The 20,150-nt window shown below is 39.1% G+C and carries 11 protein-coding genes; 7 read left to right on the top strand and 4 right to left on the bottom strand.

Annotation, left to right across the window (positions count from 1 at the left end; all coding sequences use genetic code 11):
- From FVQ77_14455 to FVQ77_14425, 7 genes are all read left to right on the top strand, one after another.
- A partial coding sequence (locus FVQ77_14455) for a T9SS type A sorting domain-containing protein (protein ID MBW8051509.1) occupies window positions 1-675 on the top strand: 675 nt, incomplete at its 5' end.
- A 397-nt stretch (window positions 676-1,072) separates the two neighbouring features.
- Window positions 1,073-2,413: a choice-of-anchor B family protein gene (locus FVQ77_14450; GenBank protein ID MBW8051508.1), complete on the top strand. Its 1,341-nt coding sequence runs from the start codon at window positions 1,073-1,075 to the stop codon at window positions 2,411-2,413.
- Window positions 2,331-5,573: a T9SS type A sorting domain-containing protein gene (locus FVQ77_14445; GenBank protein ID MBW8051507.1), complete on the top strand. Its 3,243-nt coding sequence runs from the start codon at window positions 2,331-2,333 to the stop codon at window positions 5,571-5,573. The genes FVQ77_14450 and FVQ77_14445 overlap by 83 nt, the downstream gene beginning before the upstream one ends.
- A 54-nt stretch (window positions 5,574-5,627) precedes the next feature.
- Entirely contained in the window at window positions 5,628-7,124 is a 1,497-nt protein-coding gene (locus FVQ77_14440; protein ID MBW8051506.1) for a T9SS type A sorting domain-containing protein, read from the top strand.
- A 60-nt stretch (window positions 7,125-7,184) separates the two neighbouring features.
- Window positions 7,185-8,918, top strand: coding sequence for a T9SS type A sorting domain-containing protein (locus FVQ77_14435; protein MBW8051505.1), 1,734 nt, complete (start codon window positions 7,185-7,187; stop codon window positions 8,916-8,918).
- 30 nt (window positions 8,919-8,948) lie between these two features.
- Complete coding sequence (locus tag FVQ77_14430) at window positions 8,949-9,551, top strand: hypothetical protein (GenBank protein ID MBW8051504.1); 603 nt, start codon at window positions 8,949-8,951, stop codon at window positions 9,549-9,551.
- Window positions 9,552-10,096: 545 nt separating this feature from the next.
- Window positions 10,097-13,174, top strand: coding sequence for a T9SS type A sorting domain-containing protein (locus FVQ77_14425; protein ID MBW8051503.1), 3,078 nt, complete (start codon window positions 10,097-10,099; stop codon window positions 13,172-13,174).
- A gap of 132 nt (window positions 13,175-13,306) precedes the next feature.
- Here the strand turns inward: FVQ77_14425 and FVQ77_14420 are convergent, their stop codons facing one another.
- The 4 genes from FVQ77_14420 to FVQ77_14405 form a co-directional block, all read right to left on the bottom strand.
- On the bottom strand, window positions 13,307-16,486 hold the full coding sequence (locus FVQ77_14420) for an ATP-dependent helicase (GenBank protein ID MBW8051502.1): 3,180 nt from the start codon (window positions 16,484-16,486) through the stop codon (window positions 13,307-13,309).
- Window positions 16,487-16,850: 364 nt separating this feature from the next.
- Window positions 16,851-17,969, bottom strand: coding sequence for an N-acetyl-alpha-D-glucosaminyl L-malate synthase BshA (gene bshA, locus FVQ77_14415; protein ID MBW8051501.1), 1,119 nt, complete (start codon window positions 17,967-17,969; stop codon window positions 16,851-16,853).
- 173 nt (window positions 17,970-18,142) lie between these two features.
- The gene (locus FVQ77_14410) at window positions 18,143-18,397 is read right to left on the bottom strand and encodes a hypothetical protein (GenBank protein MBW8051500.1); all 255 of its coding nucleotides are present in this window, start codon (window positions 18,395-18,397) and stop codon (window positions 18,143-18,145) included.
- Between the two features lie 4 nt (window positions 18,398-18,401).
- Window positions 18,402-20,150, bottom strand: a 1,749-nt coding sequence (locus FVQ77_14405; GenBank protein ID MBW8051499.1) for a T9SS type A sorting domain-containing protein, incomplete at its 5' end; no start/stop codon positions are given.

Raw genomic sequence — 20,150 nt, 5'->3', positions numbered from 1 at the left:
GGAACCCTCTTTAAAATAATGCCCGATGGAACCGGCTATGCCAAACTCCTTGACTTCGCAGGCGCAACAAACGGAAGGTATCCTTGGGGCTCTCTTATTTCTGACGGCACCTTTCTTTATGGAATGACACAGCAGGGCGGCACTCCCAATGTTGGAACAGTGTTCAAATATAATCCCTATTGTGCTGCCATTACCGATTCTGTTACTATTGTACCTGCCACTTGCGGCAGCAATAACGGCAGCGCTTCTGTAACACCATCGGGCGGAGCGGGTACTTACACTTTCCTGTGGAGCAATGGTAACACTACTTCCACGGTTACCGGGCTTAGCGGCCAGCCGGCCGACACGCTGATTGTTACCATTACAGACTCAATCGGATGCACACTAACGGATACCGCCATTGTAAGCTGCGTAACCGGCATAGCTGAGAACAATGAGGAAGCCGATTTTGCTGTTTATCCCAACCCCACAAACGGAAAAATAACAGTAGCAGTTGCAAGAGGCGTTATTAACTCCATAGTAATTTACAATGTGCTTGGAGAGAAGATATATTCATTGCAGGAGGGCATATCCGGTAAAAAAGAAATTGACCTGGGCATCCAGTCACCGGGTTTCTATTATTTGAAGGCAATTACAGAGAAAGGCACAGCTTGCAAAAAGATCGTTATCAACTGATGCAGTAACTGATCAGCCCGAAGGCGGGAGTTTTAGCAAAGCCCAAAGTCAGAAAGTAAAAAACAAATAGAAAATTATTATGATTATTGTATATATTTTTGCTGCCATTATTGTAGCTTTATCTATTGGATTGTTGATTATTTTTTTTAGATTGGCAAAAAAATAACATGCAGAGACGAAGCATGTCGCAGCGAAGCGAAGATCCGCCTTTGGCTGGGCCTGGTTTCTACATATAAAAATGGGGTATGTGGATGCGTTTGTGATGTATAGGGTTTTGTAGTGAATGTGTTAGGGGCCTGTAAAATATTTTTATTTTTACTTTGAAAATATATTTTATGTTTGTAACTTTGTGAAACTTGACATATAGATAATTAACTCAAACTAAAAATTAAACATCATGAAAACTTTAAACATATTTTACTTCGTATCAAAGATACAAAGAATAAAATATCTGGCTGTTATTTTATTCATGTTTTCAAGTGTAAATTGTGTTTTCTCGCAGTATTATTTTGATTTATATTTCTCTCCTTCGCCACCAGGTACAACTGTAATTAACGTAGCATCTAACGATGATATACAGATTGATTTTAATTACAGTGGCGATCCGGTCTCTAGTTGTTATTATTATTCTACTATAGATTTTGATGTAACCTATAAATTAATTGACGTTTCAAGTGGTATGGACTACTCAATTTATACTGATCATCTGTCTTTTCATGGTCTTAGTTGCAATGTACCAAATCCACCGTCTGGGTGGTTTGGAAGTCAGGATTATTCCTTATTTCAGGTACCGTGTAATGTTCCTACAGGACAATATATGTTAGTAATTGTAATAAATAATGTTACTACTTGTTCTCCTAACTGTGGTTCGTGCCCTTGCTCAGGCTTTAGTGTAAATATTTCATCTGCTATAAACCTTGAGGTCAACGTAACCAACTTATATGGTACCCCCCCAACCCTTCCGGATCCACTGACACCTTGCCCCCAACAACCCCCAATGACTCTCATAGACAACAGCTACGACCCGTCTTCGGGTTATAATGATATCTGGGGATACGCAGATGATAATGGAAATGAATATGCGATTTTAGCCGCTGCAAATAGAACCTATTTTGTGGACATTACTGATCCTTATAATCCGGTTGAGGTTGATTTTATACCAGGACCTTCTTCTACGCACAGAGATATCAAAACCTATACCGATGCATTTGGCAACAGCTACGCATATATTGTAACAGAAGGAACCGGAGCCGGTGAGGGTCTTCAGGTAGTTGATTTGTCCAATCTTCCAACATCAGTAACACTTGTAAATACATGGACATCATCTAACTTTACTCATGCACATAATTTGTTCATTGATGAACCAACGGGGAGATTAGTTTTATGTGGAGGAGATATGAGCGGTCCTGGTATTGGAGGGATGCTAATTCTGGATATTGCCACCGATCCTGCGAACCCTGCAGAGCTGCTTCCCGTGTACAATAATTTACCTGTTCACGATCTATATATAAAAGGTAATATGCTTCTTGCATGTGCAAATTCATTAACTGCTCCTGCAGGTTCTGACGGTATTATTAAATTTTTTGACATATCATCGTTTTTTAACATATCTACTCCTAATACATTTACAGAATTAAGCACCCATACCTGGCCCGATGGACGCTCCCACAGCGTATGGACCACCGAAGACGGCAAATTATATGGTTACAGCACAAGAAGAATCAACACAAAGGGTTAAATTCTGGGATATTAATGATATTTATAATATACCGGCAGTTCCGGAATTTGAATTCAGACAGGGTATCTCCGGACCGCATAATCCATTTATCAACGGGAATTATTGTTATATATCCCATTATAGTGCGGGCCTTATTGTGCTTGATGTAAGTGATATCAATAATATAACGGTGGCAGGTCATTACGATAGTTACCCGGCTAATAATGACAATAACGGGCAGGGGGCATGGGGCGTCTATCCCTTTTTACCATCTTGTAATATTATCATTTCAGATATGCAGACCGGGTTGCATATAGTTGCATTTCCGGATAACCTACCTATTTTTATCAGTTCAACGGATGTAAGCTGTAATGGTGAAAATGACGGAACTGCAACGGTAACAGGCGGCACCCCATCATTCACCACATATCTTTGGGATGACCCGATGGTACAAACTACCCAATCAGCTACCGGCCTGGCGCCCGGTACCTATGATGTAACCATTACGAATAATAAATATAGCTGTACAGCTACCAGAAGTGTAACAATCAATGAACCTGTATATGATTTTGTAAATCCGGTTATTACAGGTACTGTATATTGGCAATTCGGTTCATTTAAAGTTAAGGGTGAAGTAATTATAGAAGCCGGTGGCGTATTAAATATGGGATGGGCTGATTTTGAATTTTCTTATGATGTGATCAATGAACTGGGCAATGATTATGACAGGGCAAGAATTGTGATCAAACCCGGAGGTAAATTAATATCAAATTATGTTACCTTAAATGGTTGTGGACTCGGTATATGGGATGGCATTGAGGTTTGGGGAGACGAGACCCTGCCTCAAAATAATGCTGTTCAAGGCGTATATCAACTTAATAATACAACCATAGTAAATGCACAGATGGGAATATTTTGCGGCAGGAGACCCCTTATTAATGCTAAGATACCACCCTTATCCGGAGGTATTGTCAGAGCAAACAACAGTATTTTTATCAATAACTATCTGGCAGTGAAAATGCGTTCTTATCCCGATTTTAACAGCGCCAATTATTTTAAAGACTGTACTTTTGAATACAACTCATCAAGCCCGTATGAATATATTAGCGGCCAAAAAATGGAATTTATAAATCTGTTTGATTATCACGGTCTGAAAATACTGGGCTGTCACTTTATAAATACTACGCCCGGTGATTTTGCCATTCAGGACAGAGGCTGGGGCGTTAAAAGCACCGATGCCAGCTATATTGTGGATGAGCTATGTCTAAACCAGCAGCAATTCCCTTGTCCTGCTTTTCAACCCACTATTTTTGAAAACCTCTATTACGGCATAGAAGCAACAGCAACCAATTCATTGAACAGCGTTTCAATTACCAAAAGTAAATTTCTTTTTAACAACAGGGGAATATTATTAAGAGGAGTGGATTATGCTGTAATTACCGAAAATGAATTTGATCTCGGTGATTTTGTCAATGATATCTGCTGCTTTTCTTATGGCTTCTATCTTGAAAATTGTACAGGATATCTGCTGGAAGGTAATATCATTCATTCAACAGCAAATACCGGGTTAATTGGTTCCTACATTGAAAATTCCGGGAACGATGCCAATGAACTTTACAGAAATGAATATTTTGATTTAGTGCTTGGTTCAGTAACAAACAGTAATAATTCAGGTACGGAAATAAGATGTAATAGCTATACAAATATAGGTTTTACTGATATATACTCTATCGGTTCTCTTGCCCAGGATCAGGGTTCTTGTTCTCCTCAAACTGATCCTGATAAAGATAAAACACCGGCAGGTAATCAATTTAGCTACACAACCAGCGATGGAGATATTGTTGCTGGTTTAACCTCTAATATTAATTACAACCATCATAGTAATGGTAATGCTTATAATACTATACCGCTAAATTATTCTACTCCATATATTATTCCTAATGATTGCCAGGTTGGATTCAATCCTTCTACATCCTGCCCTTCTAATCTGCCACCGGATTGTGATCTAGGTTGCCAGCAGGCTTTGATAGTTAAATATGAGGACAAGGTAACTGCATTAAAAGCGCTGTTTGATGGCGGGGATAAGGCAAATTTGCTGCTTCAGATCAATAAAGTGCCTCCGTTATCTCCAAACCAACTAAAAAATATCTTATTAAATGCATCTCCATATTTATCAGATGAGGTATTAATAGCAGCGATTAACAGGATACCACCTTTGCCTCCCAATATATTAAGAGATATATTGATCGCTAATTCACCACTTACTGATAAGACGTTGGATGCGCTTCAAAACAGAGTTCAGCCTCTGCCGCCTGCAGCAATGGCTGATATTACTGCCGTGCAAACAGGCATCTCTGCAAGAGAGGAATTAGAACGTGAGGTGAAATATTTTCTAAACAGAAGATCGCTGTCTGTGGATGCAAAGATACGCTTTTACCTTCACAGTGATACTATTGTAGAAGCTATGGACAGTGTAATTGCAATATTAGAGCAGGAAGAAGCATTGAAAGACCAGGAAGAAGTAATAGCATTGCCGCCTATTGAAAGACACCAGCCAAGGCGTAAATTGGCTGAAGCACACCTTAGAAAAGGAGATTATACAAAAGCACAGCAAAAAGTAGATACGCTTATCCAGATACCGGAATTTGAAAATTTTAGCAGGCTCAAACAAGTAATGATAGATATCGAATTATCAAACAAAACTTATTTTGAAATAAAAGATGATACGATAAAAGAAGCCAAAGTTAGAACTGTGGCAGCAGACAGCGCCAAATACGGCTATATACATGCCCGCGCCATGATTGACCGGGTATTTAATGAGCGTATCCCTGAAAAATTTATACAATTTTGGTTTAACAATAATAATGCGAGATTGGCAAATGATAATAATGAAAATGTAAGTAAAAATATATATATTGAAAATGATAAAGTTCAAGTAATCATTTATCCTAACCCGGCAAGCGAAACAGTATATATAAAATATAAACTTCCGGAAAATTCAAATCATGCAATCATGAATATATATAATATGAGAGGAGAAAAAATAAATAATTATGAAATTAATAAAGGACAAGAATTAATAAATTGGGATATTACAGGTTTACATAATGGTTTATATTTCTTTACGATAATAGTTAATAATAATACGATTGCCAGAGAAAAAATAATGATATTAAAATAATTCATTAGCCCTGTTATTTAATAATAGTAACAGGGCTTTTGTATTTAATAGATTATGAGAGGTGTAATTGTAATATTTTTGTTTATTTTTAGTATTAAAAGTATTTCTCAGCAAATATATTTTAATAATCGTTATGATTTTTATAATGTTACAGAGGTTGCTTGGAATGTTATGGATATCGATAGTGGTTATTTAGTTGTTGGAGGAGCGAGGGATAGTTTATGGAATCTTCATATAGCAATTATGCTTTTAGATAATACTGGAAATGTTGTCTGGAAAAAATCTTACGGACAGTCTGGTTTTGATTATTATCCTGGTTTCGGAGGATCCTTTATACATACAAATGACGGAGGTTTTGCTTTAGGGGGTGGAGTTGTTGATTCATCTGCAAATTATTACTCTTTACTTCTAAAATTTGATAATAAAGGTGATACCTTATGGTCAAAAATGTATGGAGATACTACTTGGCAGACTTCTTATCAATGCAAACAAACAATGGATGAAGGATATATTTTAATTGGTGCTAAAAATACAGGAAATGGGGACGATATATTATTAATAAAAACAGACAGCGTTGGAAATTTTTTGTGGCAAAAGACCTATGGAGGATCAGGGACAGAATATGGATTAGGTGTTGGTGTAATTTCTGATGGATATATTTTAAGTGGCTATACAAACAGTTTTGGAGCTGGAGAATATGATACTTATATAATAAAAGTTGATAACATAGGAAACTTACAATGGAGTAAAACATTTGGCGGGCCATATACTGATAATGGTGCATTTATCATCTCAACATCAGATGGGGGCTATATTTTGAGTACAGGGATTGGTATATATAAAAATGGCACAAAAACATATAAGCAGACACGAGTAATTAAATTATTTAATAATGGTACAGTTGAATGGGATAAAACTTACGGTCCGGTTAACTATAATCAAGGACTAGATATAATATATGAATTATCTGATGGCAGTTTTCTTGCTGTTGGTCAAAAACCTGATGCCAACGGTTATCCTATTGGTTTCCTTTTCAAAATTAATTCACAGGGAGACAGCATCTGGTGGAAGGAATACGAATTATTAACAGGTAACAACAGTCAAAATTATTTAAGAGATGTAAAGCCCACATCAGATGGGGGTTATATTGCTTGTGGTTTTGTTGTTCCCAGTGCACCAGATACGGGTATGCAGGATATGTGGGTGATCAAGCTGGATGGCTGCGGGTGTGCCTATGCAGGTTGCGATACTATTTGTAGTAGCACAATAGGGATAATAGAACAAGTTTATCAAAACAATTATTCTATTACCGTTTACCCAAATCCTGCAAATGAGACAGTCACATTTGACTACAAATTGCCGGAAAATACAAATGATGCTGTTATTAGCATCTATAACTTAGTGGGAAATCAGCTAAAAAGTTACAGAATTGATAATGAACGTGGAACAATAAACATAACAATATCTGATTTACCCAACGGATTATATTTTTATTCTTTGAAAGTAGATAATAACACTATTGCAAGGAACAAGTTATTGATAATAAAATAAATTCTTTACAGCCTTAATACTTATAATAAATAGTATCAGGGCTGTTTTTTTAACTACACTATGAAAAATGTAGTAACAATATTATTTATAATCCTCAATACACATTGTATTGCCCAGCAAATATATTTTAACAATCGTTATGATTTTGATAATATGTCAGATGGCGCCCATGGTATTTTAAAGATTGATACTGGTTATTTAGTTGCAGGAAACGCTGTAGATAGCATGTGGAATTATCATATTGTACTGATGTTATTAGATGATTCTGGAAATGTTGTTTGGAAAAAATCTTATAAACAGAATGGAACTGTTTATTTTACACCAGGTTCATTCATAGAAACTAATGATGATGGCTATGCCCTGGCAGGGATAGTATTTGATTCATTGAATTATGCTTTTTTAATGAAATTTAACAGTTTAGGTGATACTAGCTGGACACATTTTTATCGTGATTCAACTTATTTTATTGAAGGCTGGCAATGTAAACAAACCAGTGATGGTGGTTTTGTAATAATAGGCGTAGCGAATAATGAAGTAGATGTATGGCTAATAAAAACCGATAGCTTAGGTAATTTACAATGGCAAAAAACTTATGGTGATAGCAGCAAAGCCGAATTAGGCTTTTCTCTTGATGTTACCAAAGATGAAGGATATATATTGTGTGGAGTAAAGTACCAAGATACCTCCTCTTATGATGTATACGTAATTAAAACAGATAGTTTGGGCAATGAACAATGGAGCAAGACTTTTGGCGGACCATACTGGGATCATTCAACAAGTATTTTGAATACTTTGGACGGAGGATATGTTTTTAGTGGTTATTATTCATACGATTCTATACCTTTTTCTCCAAAAAGGAAATTCTGGATTGTTAAATTGGACAGCAATGGAGCTACAATTTGGGACAAAAAATACGGTGCATTAAGCAATTCTCTCTGGCTATGGGGTATGAGTATAGCAAAAGATGGGGAGATTATTTGTGCCGGGCAAACAACTGATTCATCAGGACATTCTGTCGGTATCGTAGTAAAAATAGGAACGAATGGTGATAGCATCTGGTACAGAGCGTATGATAAATTAAAGGGTCAAAACAGTACAAACTATTTAAGAGATGTGAAGCCTACAAATGATGGAGGATACATTGCGGCAGGTTTTGTCAGGCCTGATACTTCAAGTGGCGATACCGGCACAGCAGATATGTGGGCGCTCAAAGTAGATTGTATGGGCTGCGAATATCCAAATTGTGATTCGGTATGTATATTATGTACAGAACCACTTATTTATACTATTGCGGATACATTTTTTATCACAGATTCCGTAGCAGTTGAATTTTCTACTAACAGCATATTTAGCGAAAATTGGTATTGGGATTTTGGAGACGGGGCAACAGATACTGTTCAAAACCCTGTACATATATATGATAGTGCAGGCACTTATCCGGTTATTTTAATTGTTACTTCGGGAAATTGTACTGATACTGCTGTAACAATTATAATAATTTTAAATAGTGTTGGGATAAATGAACATATTATATTAAAGAAATTTTTGTTAAATGCTTATCCTAATCCTGCCAATGAATCTGTTACAATAATTTATAAATTACCTGAAAATACAAAAAAAGCAGCTATTGGTGTTTATGATCTGGCAGGTAAAGAGTTAAAACATTTCAAAATAAAAAATATACAAGGTTCACTTGATTTGGATATATCAGAATTAGCTAACGGAATATATTTGCTCAGTATCATAGCTAATAACAATACCATTGCGAGAGACAAAATATTGGTAATAAGGTGATCTTAATATTTTTTTTAACCTGGTAACACAGTGCATCTATTACCCACAAAAACCTGCTTTCAAATCACCTTTGCACTCTCACTCTTCCTTTTAATTACCTGCAAAAATACAGAAAAGAAAAGCGTGGGATTTGTAGAGACGTTGCATGGCAGAGACGTCCAAATTGGGCGTCTCTGCCATGCAACGTCTCTACAAATCGTACCACCACTTCAAATCTCAAAGAGCCGGCAGAGTCATGATACGATTATGACTCCTACAAGCAATACAAATAATAATAGCTCACAAATTAGTTGTAGAATTATTGGTTCTATCGTACATATTTATGACAATTTTCAACTACATGATACTTCAGGAGTCTGCGCAAAAGCTCCCTGTGAAGCCATCGTAAAAATTGAAACGATCAAAAGAAGGGGCGCGTCTTTTACCGGTGCCATAGCTGCCGGGGAAAAAATAAAGGTTCATTTTGCTTTTACCTTAAACCCGACTACAAAAGAGCTCTTTCCAAATATGGCCGCCCGTTACCCCGGTTTAAAAAAAAATGATAAATTTGTAGCTGATATTCAAAGCCGGCTTGCTATTGGTGGAAATGAAAATGCGAAGTATGTGATCTATGGGTATGAGAAGATTGAATGATGCTGGGTACTGGGTACTGGATGCTGGTTGCTCGTTACTTGATACTGGATACCTAGATATGGGATATTGGATTTTGGATGTTTGATGTTGGATGGGTGGCCCTCATCGGATGGCTCAGTTGGATTTAGGGTTGGAGCCATCCAATGAATTTGCTGCCTGGGCGCTGAATACTTGATACGGGATGTTTGATACTAGTACTTAGTTGCATAAATAACTATGATTTAAACATGAGGGGCAGGTGGAAACACCTGCCCCCACCCTGTGTTGTCGGGTGTTTCCACCCGACAATTTTAGGCTCGAAGATAAATATATGAATTAGGCTCGAAGATAAATATATGAATTTATGAAATTAAGTACTAGATACTGGATATGTGATGTTGGATGATGGATGTTAGGATGTGGATTCTTTGAACTATAAATCTGAAACAGGAAATTATACTCTTGTTTTTTTTGAATAATATCAAAAAATATTTACTTTTGTATCATTAATATATTTATTTAAATAAAAAAAAGCTGTTCTAAAACCGAGATCCCAGAACCCAGCTATGAAAAAACAACTGATCATTTCCGTAGCATTGGCTGTTTTCACTGTTTCAGCCATAGTCATTTTTCGAACATTATGGAATAAAAAGGACGAACAGTCCAAAATATTCAGGCTCCCCTTATTTTCTCACGCATCATTTGCAATAGGTGACAAAAAAAATCCGAATGCAAGAAAAGATTGGGAGTTTATGCGGCTGAGGGATCCGGCTACAGGGCGAATACCTCCAAATATGAGAGCTAAGGAAATTGCGTTTGGCAAAAACTTGCCTACCGATGCCACTTACAAAAAAGCAGGCGCACTTAACTGGATCGCCATGGGGCCATATAATGTTGGAGGAAGAACCAGGGCTGCTGCAATAGATGTTACAAATGAAAATATAATTCTGGCAGGCAGTATTTCGGGTGGATTATGGCGCTCTACCGATGGAGGTGTATCCTGGACTGAAGTTACAGCTCCGGACCAACATATTAGCATTGCATGTATAACCCAGGATACCAGGCCCGGTAAAACAAATACGTGGTATTTTGCTACCGGAGAAGCTTATGGCCAATCTGCAAGCGGGGCCAATGCCTATTACCTCGGCAATGGGATCTACAAATCAACTGATGGAGGACTTACCTGGGCCGTGCTGCCGGCAACTGTATCAAATACACCGCAATCTTTTGACAAACAATTTGATACTGCCTGGAATATTGTTACTGACCCTTCTGATACAACGCAAGACGAAGTTTACGTGGCAGTAGTAACAGGTATTTATAGAAGTACCAACGGGGGCAACACATGGACAACTGAGCTGGGAGGCTTTGTTAATCCATACTCTTATTTTACTGATATAGCAGTTACCTCTACAGGTGTATTGTATGCTACCTTAAGTAGCGAAGGATTTCAAAAAGGAATATGGAGATCAACTGACGGAGCTGCCTGGACAAATATCACGCCTTCTAACTGGCCTGCTACTTATAATAGAGTTGTCATTGGGATCACTCCAACTAATGAGGATACAGTTTATTTCCTCGCTGTAACTCCCGGCAGCGGGCAATTGACCCACAACTTTCTTGGCGATGAAGAATGGAATAGTCTATGGAGGTACACCTACCTTCAAGGAAATGGAGCAGATACAAATGGCATCTGGATAGATCTCTCCTCAAACATTCCCCCCGACAGCGGGCAATTTGGAAGCTTTAACGCACAAGGTGGTTATGACCTTATTATTAAAGTCAAGCCAGATAATCCCAACGTAGTTTTCATCGGTGGAACCAATCTTTTCAGGTCAACCGATGGCTTTACAACGCTGAATAACGTACAGATCGGAGGGTACGGAATCATGACAACTTTACCTTATTTTAATGTTTATCCCAACCATCATCCCGATCAACACGAAATATTATTTTTACCTTCTGACTCAAATGCCTTAATATCTGTGACAGACGGAGGTATATTCAAAACAAATAATTGTATGGATGCCAATGTAACCTGGACGCCTCTTAACAACGGATATTTAACCACCCAATTTTATACCATTGCCCTGGATCATGGAACACCTAACAGCAATGTAATTATCGGAGGATTACAGGACAATGGTTCATACTTCATCAATTCTGCAAACCCGGTTGATCCATGGACAATGCCCTCAACCGGAGATGGCGCTTTTTGTGCTATAGCTGATAGTGGAGATTATTATTACTTTTCAAGACAGAGGGGGAAACTGCTTAAAGTTCAGTTGGATAGCAGTGGCGTTCCAATTGCCTTCACACGTATTGACCCGATCACTGATGATACCATTGATGGCGGTGATTATCTTTTTATCAACCCCTTTATTCTTGATCCGAATAATAACAACATCATGTACCTGGCTGAAGGTCCCAGGCTGTGGAGAAATAACGATCTGTCGCAGATAGTTTTGAATAACCAGTATGATTCTATCAGTACGAGTTGGTTTCAATTTACCGATACATTACCCATAACCGGGGCATCCATTACTGCGCTTGCAGCATCAAAGACTCCTGCGAATCGCCTGTATTATGGTACCAGCAGGCGTAGGGTGTACCGTATTGATAGTGCCAATACGGGCGATCCAACACCAACAGACATTACCGGCACCAATTTCCCGGGCGCTGCAAATAGCTATGTAAGCTGTATTGCCATTGACCCCAGAGACGCGGATAAGGTATTGGTTGTTTTCTCAAATTATAGTGTCTATAGCCTGTTTTATTCTGTGGATGGCGGAATAAGCTGGGATAAGGTTGCCGGTAACCTGGAACAAGTCCTTACAGGAGCAGGCAACGGACCTTCTTTAAGATGGGCTGAGATATTACCTGTTGGCGATAGTGCGCTCTATTTTGTTGCTGCCAGCATCGGTCTTTACGCAACTGATACCCTGGAAGGTTTGGCAACCGTGTGGGTTCAACAGGGAACTAACACAATTGGTAATGTTGTGGTTGACATGATTGATACACGGGAGTCAGATGGTAAAGTGGTTATTGGAACACACGGGAATGGTGTGTATATTACACATATTAAAAAAGTTTCTCCTGTTGCAGTTGATGATAAGGTAACAACCAACCAGGACTCCGCTGTGGTTATTGATGTACAGGCAAACGATTATGATTTCAGTAGTGCACCCTTGACTACAACTATTATTTATCCACCTACAAATGGCATTGCAACTCTATTGAATGGAGATAGTATTGAATATATTCCTGATCCGGGATTTATCGGAAACGATACGATATACTATGAAATTTGCAATAACTCCGCCCCATCCTTTTGTGATACGGCAATGGTAATAATAACAGTAACTTTACCTTCTGGTATTCAGGAAGCATTTTCTGGAGTGAACATGCTGGTTTATCCCAACCCTGTAACATCACAACTTAATATCCGTTTCTCTGATGAAAGTATCACTAATGTTGATGCACACATTATTGATATTAGAGGGAAAGATGTATACAAGGCTAATGGTAAATCAGTTAACGGACAAAAGCTGCTATTACCGGTTAAAAACCTTGAAAATGGTATTTACTTCCTGCGGATATATAGTGGGGAAAAGGTTTTTACGAAGAAGTTTGTAATACAGTAAATATTTATTGTATCACTATCTTCCCACTTTAAGTATTATTGGGTATATGAAAAACTTCAAAATAATGAATACGACCTTTTTATAACTATTATTAACTGATATTAACTGTTAGTAGTGACAAGGCATTTCTTATCAATCCTTTACGAATTGCAGACAAGCATCCTCCTCTTCATTAACCGGCAAATGTTCTTCACTTACAAATTGGTTTTTCACAAAATTACACCAATAACAATCTTCCTCCTCGCAGCCCTCCGTAAATTCGTGGTTCATTATTTTTTGCCAGGTCTCTTTTACCTGGTTTTTTACAAAGTTAATATCTTCCCGGCTAACATTGACCTTAACCTTTACAAAATCCTTTGTTTTTTTCTGGTCTTTCTCAATGAAATCAATTTCACCCGATACCATCATCCACTTTTTCGGTCTGAAGTTATCCATTAAAATTTTATAAAAGACCACCTGCCGCCAGTAATCACCGCCCAGGAGGTCTTTGTCATCAGGAGGGTTGAGCTTCTTTAAGCCGTATTCCACACTGCCGGTCTTATAGTCCACTACATTAACATCAAAACGATCGAACTCGAGCTTGTCGAGTTTCCCGTTGATAGGAATGCCATCCATTTCTACGTTGCGGATGTTAAATTCCGTTTTCACTATTTTATTCCAGGTATGAATATATTTATCAAAATATGCCGGCAGCATCTGCTCACACAGTTCTTTCCTCCTTTTGAACTGCTGGTCGGTGAAAGAGTTTTTATTTCTCTTCATTTCCCACAAAAAATCTTTGAGATATTCTTCTTTGGAGGGAAATTGGTTTTTATCTGATTGCTGCATCTTGTCAAACAGCCGTTTTAAAGCGAAATGCACGGCAGAGCCAAATGCCATGGCGTCATTTTTGGCGGCAGGCACCCGCAGTATGTTTTCATAATAAAAAGCCACATGGCATCTGAGGTATTTATTGAGGTGGGTAATGCTCATGCTGTATTTTTCTAACAATGCCTTGATAAAATCCTTGTCTAATAATTCAACAGGTGGCGTTTCCACTTCCTGCAATGCTTCAAAGCTGAATTCTGTGAGCTGTTCGTTGGTGCGGTGTTGCTCTTCTACGGGCAGATCAATTTTCTCTAATATTTCAGCAACAAAAACGGCCCTTTCAAGCTCTTTCCCGTTGTTGTTTTGTTTAGAGAAAGAGATATGCAGGCGCTCTTTGGCGCGGGTCATAGCCACATAAAAAACCCTGCGGGCTGACTCCAACAGGTTCTCATCCTTGGTATGAGTAGGTGTGTCTGGCAGGGAAAAGCTACTGCCCCTCCCTTTGGATTCCCAGATGTCTTTGGTGCAGCCGATCAAGAAGACGTATTCAAATTCCATCCCTTTTGCCCGATATGCCGTGATGAAGTTCACTCCGTTTTCTTCATATACGGTTTTGTTGACTTCCATGGCAATGCCGTTAGCCCTCATCTTGTCCACTGTTTCCAATAATGCTTTAATACTCAGTCGGGGATTTTTTATACCTTCTTCTTTAATAAAGTCAAAAAAGGTGGTCAACACCTGCATGAGCCAGGTCTTCTCAGGGGAGTTCATGATATATTTCAGCACTCCTCCGAAGTTGATTATCTTTTCAAACAGCATCTGCAAGGTGAGGTTTGCTACTTCGCTTATCCAATGGTTGATATTTTTTTCAAAACCAGCTATGGTACCGGGTTTCTCCAATTTCAATTCTGTTAATTTGCCTTCGTCAGTGATTACATCCCGCCATTTAGTTTCCCAGTTTTTGCCGCAGTAAGCACTTATCTTAGCTATATCCATCGGGCTGATATTGAAAAAGTTGTAGTGCATTGACTCAAACAGCAGATGCTCACCGCTATGAGGCGATTCATACTCAGCCAGGATATATTCCAGTAAATTCAGCAGGTTCTGCACCAGCGGCAGGTCCAGGATGTTAATTTTCCTTATGACATTATATGGAATGCCCTTTTTTTCCATCAGGTTGATGATATCTTCTGCCTGCCGGTGCCGGTAATAGATAACAGCCACCTCATTAAGAGGAAATTCTTGCTTGTGCAATGCCTCTATTTGCTGTACGATAGCCGCTTCCTCATGCTTGATATTGTGATACCGGATAATTCGCGGTTTGATGACAGACCGGGCTACTGCTTCCTTTTTGGCGGTTAAATTCTTGGATAGATCGCTGATCTTGTTGATAAGGCGTTCTTCATTATTATCTATCAATGCTTTGGCGCTGTCCAGGAGATGCTGGGAAGAGCGGTAATTATCCGTCAACACCACTACTTTAATATCCTTTTCGTAACGCTTATAAAAATCCAGGATATTCTTCATTCGCGCACCCTGAAATTCGTATATGGATTGGTCGTCATCACCTACAGCAAACACGTTGGGTTTATCCCAGTAATCAATAAGGCGTGTTAATATCTCGTTCTGGGCACCGTTGGTATCCTGGAACTCATCCACGAGAAAGTAAAGAAAGTTCTCCTGGTAGGTTCGCAAAAAGTTTTTGTCTTTTTTAAAAGCATCGAGCACCCACAGTATCATATCGCTGTAATCGTAGCGGTTACTTTCTTTCATCTTCTGTCGGTATTTGGGCAAGAGGTTGGCGGCTTCCTGCAACTTTCCCATCTTTTCTATTTCCTTATCTATTAGATGTTGTTTGAGATCTCCCTTTTGGTACCCCTGTTTTTTATTGGAGACCTTATAGATGTATTCCTCCCTGCCGGGCAGGTCATTGAGGTATGTGTCAATACATTCGCTGATGTGTTCGGTGAACCATGGCTCTTCTTTCATTTTTCGAAAGAGGTTATTCAATAAAGGCACTTCATAATAAATATTACCTTTCCTGCGCTTGAGAGAACTTTCAGAGTCCAGCTCATCCAGCAACTGCATGAGCAGCTCTATGTTTTCCAGTTCGGAGATGGGCTCCAGTTCCCTGTTTCCGAAGTAATCGGGATTTCTCTGTATGATGTCGTTACAGAAGGCGTGGAAAGTGTATATGCTTACGCGATAGGCAACAGGGCCGATAAATTCCAGCAGGCGCTGCCGCATGGCGATGGTGCCGGCATCCGTGTAAGTGAGGCAGAGGATATTGTGGGGTTGTGCATCTGTAGATTTCAGGATCTTTCCTATTCTCGCTGCAAGGAGATGGGTTTTACCTGTTCCCGGTCCGGCAATCACCAGCACCGGGCCATCAATATGGCTCACTGCCTCTTTCTGAGCAGGATTGAGCATCTCCAACTCCTTCTCAAAAATGAGGTCATAATGCTTTTTGCTCTTTTGCGGTGCTGATGCTGGGGTTTGGGTCATAGTGTATAAGTGTCTAAATTTATTCAAAACAAGTTTTAATAAAAACCCACGAGCTCGTGAGGAAATACATTTACCAGTATGATACAAGTTGGCAGTAGGCAGTAGGCAAAATTGCCAACTGCCTACTGCCTACTTGTCTATTAACACCAACAAAATTATAGACAACATGTTGGTTTTAAAGATTTTTTAAGAGCCTAGTTGTCTATGATTTTATACAAACGTTTTTTTTATATTTTGGTGTAATAGACAAAAGTTGGTGCTTTTTATTAGTAACTAAATTTCATCAATTACTTTATAGTTAATAATTACAGGAGTTTTTAAGCACCAACTTTTGTCCATTACTCGCAATCTTTATATTACTTCACTAACCCATCACTTTTTCATAAAACGCAATGTAATGCGGCAATATCTTAGAAATATCAAACTCCATAGCCCGGTTTAAAGCATTCTTTTTAAGTTCTCCCAGGTTTTTATCATCTAAAATATGTAAAGCATTTTTTGCCATATCATCTATATCGCCCACCTTGCTTAAAAAACCTGTTTTTCCATGAATATTTATTTCAGGAATTCCACCTGCGTTTGATGAAATTACTGGCACTTCACAAGCCATTGCTTCCAGGGCAGCCAATCCAAAGCTTTCCTGTTCAGAAGGCATGAGAAACAGATCGCTCACCGATAACACCTCTTCCACAGCGCCAAGCTTCCCCAGGAAGCGAATATCACCACATATATCCAACTCCCTGCATAATTGCTCCATCTTGTCTCGTTCAGGCCCGTCCCCAACGAGCAGTAATTTGCTGGGAACAGATTTCCTCACTTTTTCAAAAACCCTGATCACATCTTCAACGCGTTTAACAGGCCTGAAGTTGGAAGTGTGTACCAGCAGCTTTTCTCCGTTGGGGCATATCGCTTTTTTAAAATGGTCTTTATGTTGTTTATTAAATCTTTTCAAATCAATAAAGTTTGGAATTACCTTTATTTCTCTTTTAATATCAAAATGCTTCAACGTCTCCTTTTTAAGATCTTCTGAAACTGCTGTAACACCATCCGACTGATTGATGCTGAAAGTAACAACCGGCTCATAGGAAGCATCCCTGCCAACAAGGGTTATATCAGTTCCATGAAGGGTGGTCACAACGGGCATGTTGAACCCTTCTGTTTTAAGGATCTGCTTTGCCATATAGGCAGCAGAAGCATGAGGGATAGCATAATGGACGTGCAGCAGGTCTAATTTTTCAAATTTGGCTACGTTCACCATTTTACTTGCCAGCGCAAGCTCATAAGGCGGATATTCAAATAAGGGGTAGGTAGGTATTCCAACTTCATGATAAAATAGATTTTCATTAAAGAAATGTAACCGCTGGGGGAGTGTGTATGTAATGAAATGAATCTTGTGGCCTTTTTGTGCCAGGGCTTTTCCAAGCTCGGTGGCTATCACGCCACTGCCTCCGAAAGTTGGGTAACAGACGATGCCGATGTTCATTTTGTGTTCACGTGCTCAAGTGTCCAGATAAATTTGATATAGTGATAGACAAATATATTGAAAAACGTTATTCCGGCTTTTTTTCAGGGTCTTGCAGTTCCTTGGTGGTAAATGTCCAGATAATGCCTATGATACCTACGATGGATAATACAAGAAAAAGAATTGCTAATGGATCATTCATTGTTTTTAAATTTTATCATATCTATTCTTGATGCAAAAATATAAAATATTATCGTGGCAGATAATCCAAACAGAAAAACATATATGTTAATACTCTCAGGTTTTACAAATGGTCCGATTACTACCACAGCAAAAATAATCTTTGAAACATCATATAAATATTTTGCTAAATTGTCTTTCTGTTTCCCGGTTCTTATTACCCGCATAATTCGTAATTCGTATATCAAACCATAAAGCCATAAAATCATAATTTTATTCCTTCACAAACTTCGCCTTATACAACTCGTTGTTGGCGGTGAGGGATACGAAGTACATGCCCTGGCTAAAGGGGGAGATATCTATATTGAATTTATAGAAGGTGCCGTTGAATTTCTTTTCATAGACCAATTCTCCCACTGCATCGTATATCTTTATAGCAGCATCGTATTCGGGGGTCATAACGAAAATGACGTTCTTAGACACCTCACCAAAGGTAATTTCCAGGTAGTCAGTAGCGGGGTTGGGTCTCACCGAGAAGTTGAGCTTTCTGAGGAATTTCACTGCAACCAAGTCTGAGTATTCATACCTGCCATCATAATCGGTTTGCTTCAGCATGTAATAATTCATGCCTATAAAGGGCTTCGTGTCTATAAACTGGTATTCAATCTTCTCGTTTGAAGTGCCTGCTCCATCAACAGTGCCAATGGTTTCAAAATTTTCACCGTTTTTACTTCTTTGGATGCTGAAATAGTCATTATTTTCTTCTGAAACTGTTGCCCATTCCAGCGCTACATTTACGCCTTTTACATAAGCGGTGAAATAAAGCATTTTAACAGGTAAAAGTAAAGGTGGAGATGCTGCCGATACTACTGCAGCTTGTGAAAAGCCACTAAATGATGCGCCTCGTCTAACATATACGGTTCCTCCAATGACAGTATCAGAGATATGTGTACTTGCAGCGAATATCCAGTCAGCAGTTGGAGCTGTTCTTTTTGCAATGGATTGTGTTAGCTGTAACAGACCTGGTGTATAATTTGATCCCCAGAGCTCTAAGTAATAATTTGCAGTTCCTGCATTGGGCGTATATGTCCAGACACCACCATTACCACCGGGACTGCCATTATCAAGCACTGTATCGTAAGGGGTTAATGCCAGCCATCCGGTACCATACCAGTCTGCGGGATTGCCAAATCTTACGTTCAAATCTGCTAATCCGCCTGCTACTGAGCCTGCATCTATATCAATCCTGAACATCTGGTAAGAGTTACTTTTCCCTACAGGATAGTCATAAGAGATACCATCCGTCACAGCTCTTTTCAAATTACCCCAAACATAGCTTGTAGGTCCGTGACCTGATACAGAGCCTGCGGCTGAATTCAGTACAACAACTGAATCGGTTGCTGTATTTATTATACCACTTGTAAAAACAATATTGCCGGTAGCGCTTATCACCATGTTCTGGTCGGTAATGGTCACAGCAGGAGATATTCCTGAGGTATTGTTAAGCCGTAAGCTATGAAAGTCACCGGTTCCCGTCCTGGAAAAATTCTGGGCTTTGGTTGTGCTTGCAAATACCACCTGTCCTTGTCCGCTCATTACCAATGAACCGTTATGCACCCAATCGCCACATACCTGCAGCATGGAAAGAGCATCACTAAAAGTCAGTGTTCTGCCCGTAGCAATAGTTATGGTATCGCAATAAGCTATCCCTCCACTATCGAAAGCAATAGTTGGCTCAAAAGTTACACCTGCTGAAGGAATAAGGACACTTACGCCACAGGTTGGGATGCATTCTGGTGTCCAGTTAAGCGGATTAAACCAATTGTTATTAAAGCTGCCATCCCAGGTAAGAATTGATGGTGAACCTGAAATTGCCCCTATCACCGATGATCTGGTACTGGTATCGCAGCCTGGTTCAATCACAGATACCCAGATCGTAGAGTCACCCGGAGCCGGCATATCCAAACCATAGCAGTAGCCAGCACCTGATTGTAATAAAGTTCCTCCTGTTGAAGCAGTATA

This window comes from Cytophagales bacterium (genome assembly GCA_019456305.1).
GTDB lineage: Bacteria > Bacteroidota > Bacteroidia > Cytophagales > VRUD01 > VRUD01.
This window is presented reverse-complemented; position numbering and strand designations above follow the sequence as displayed.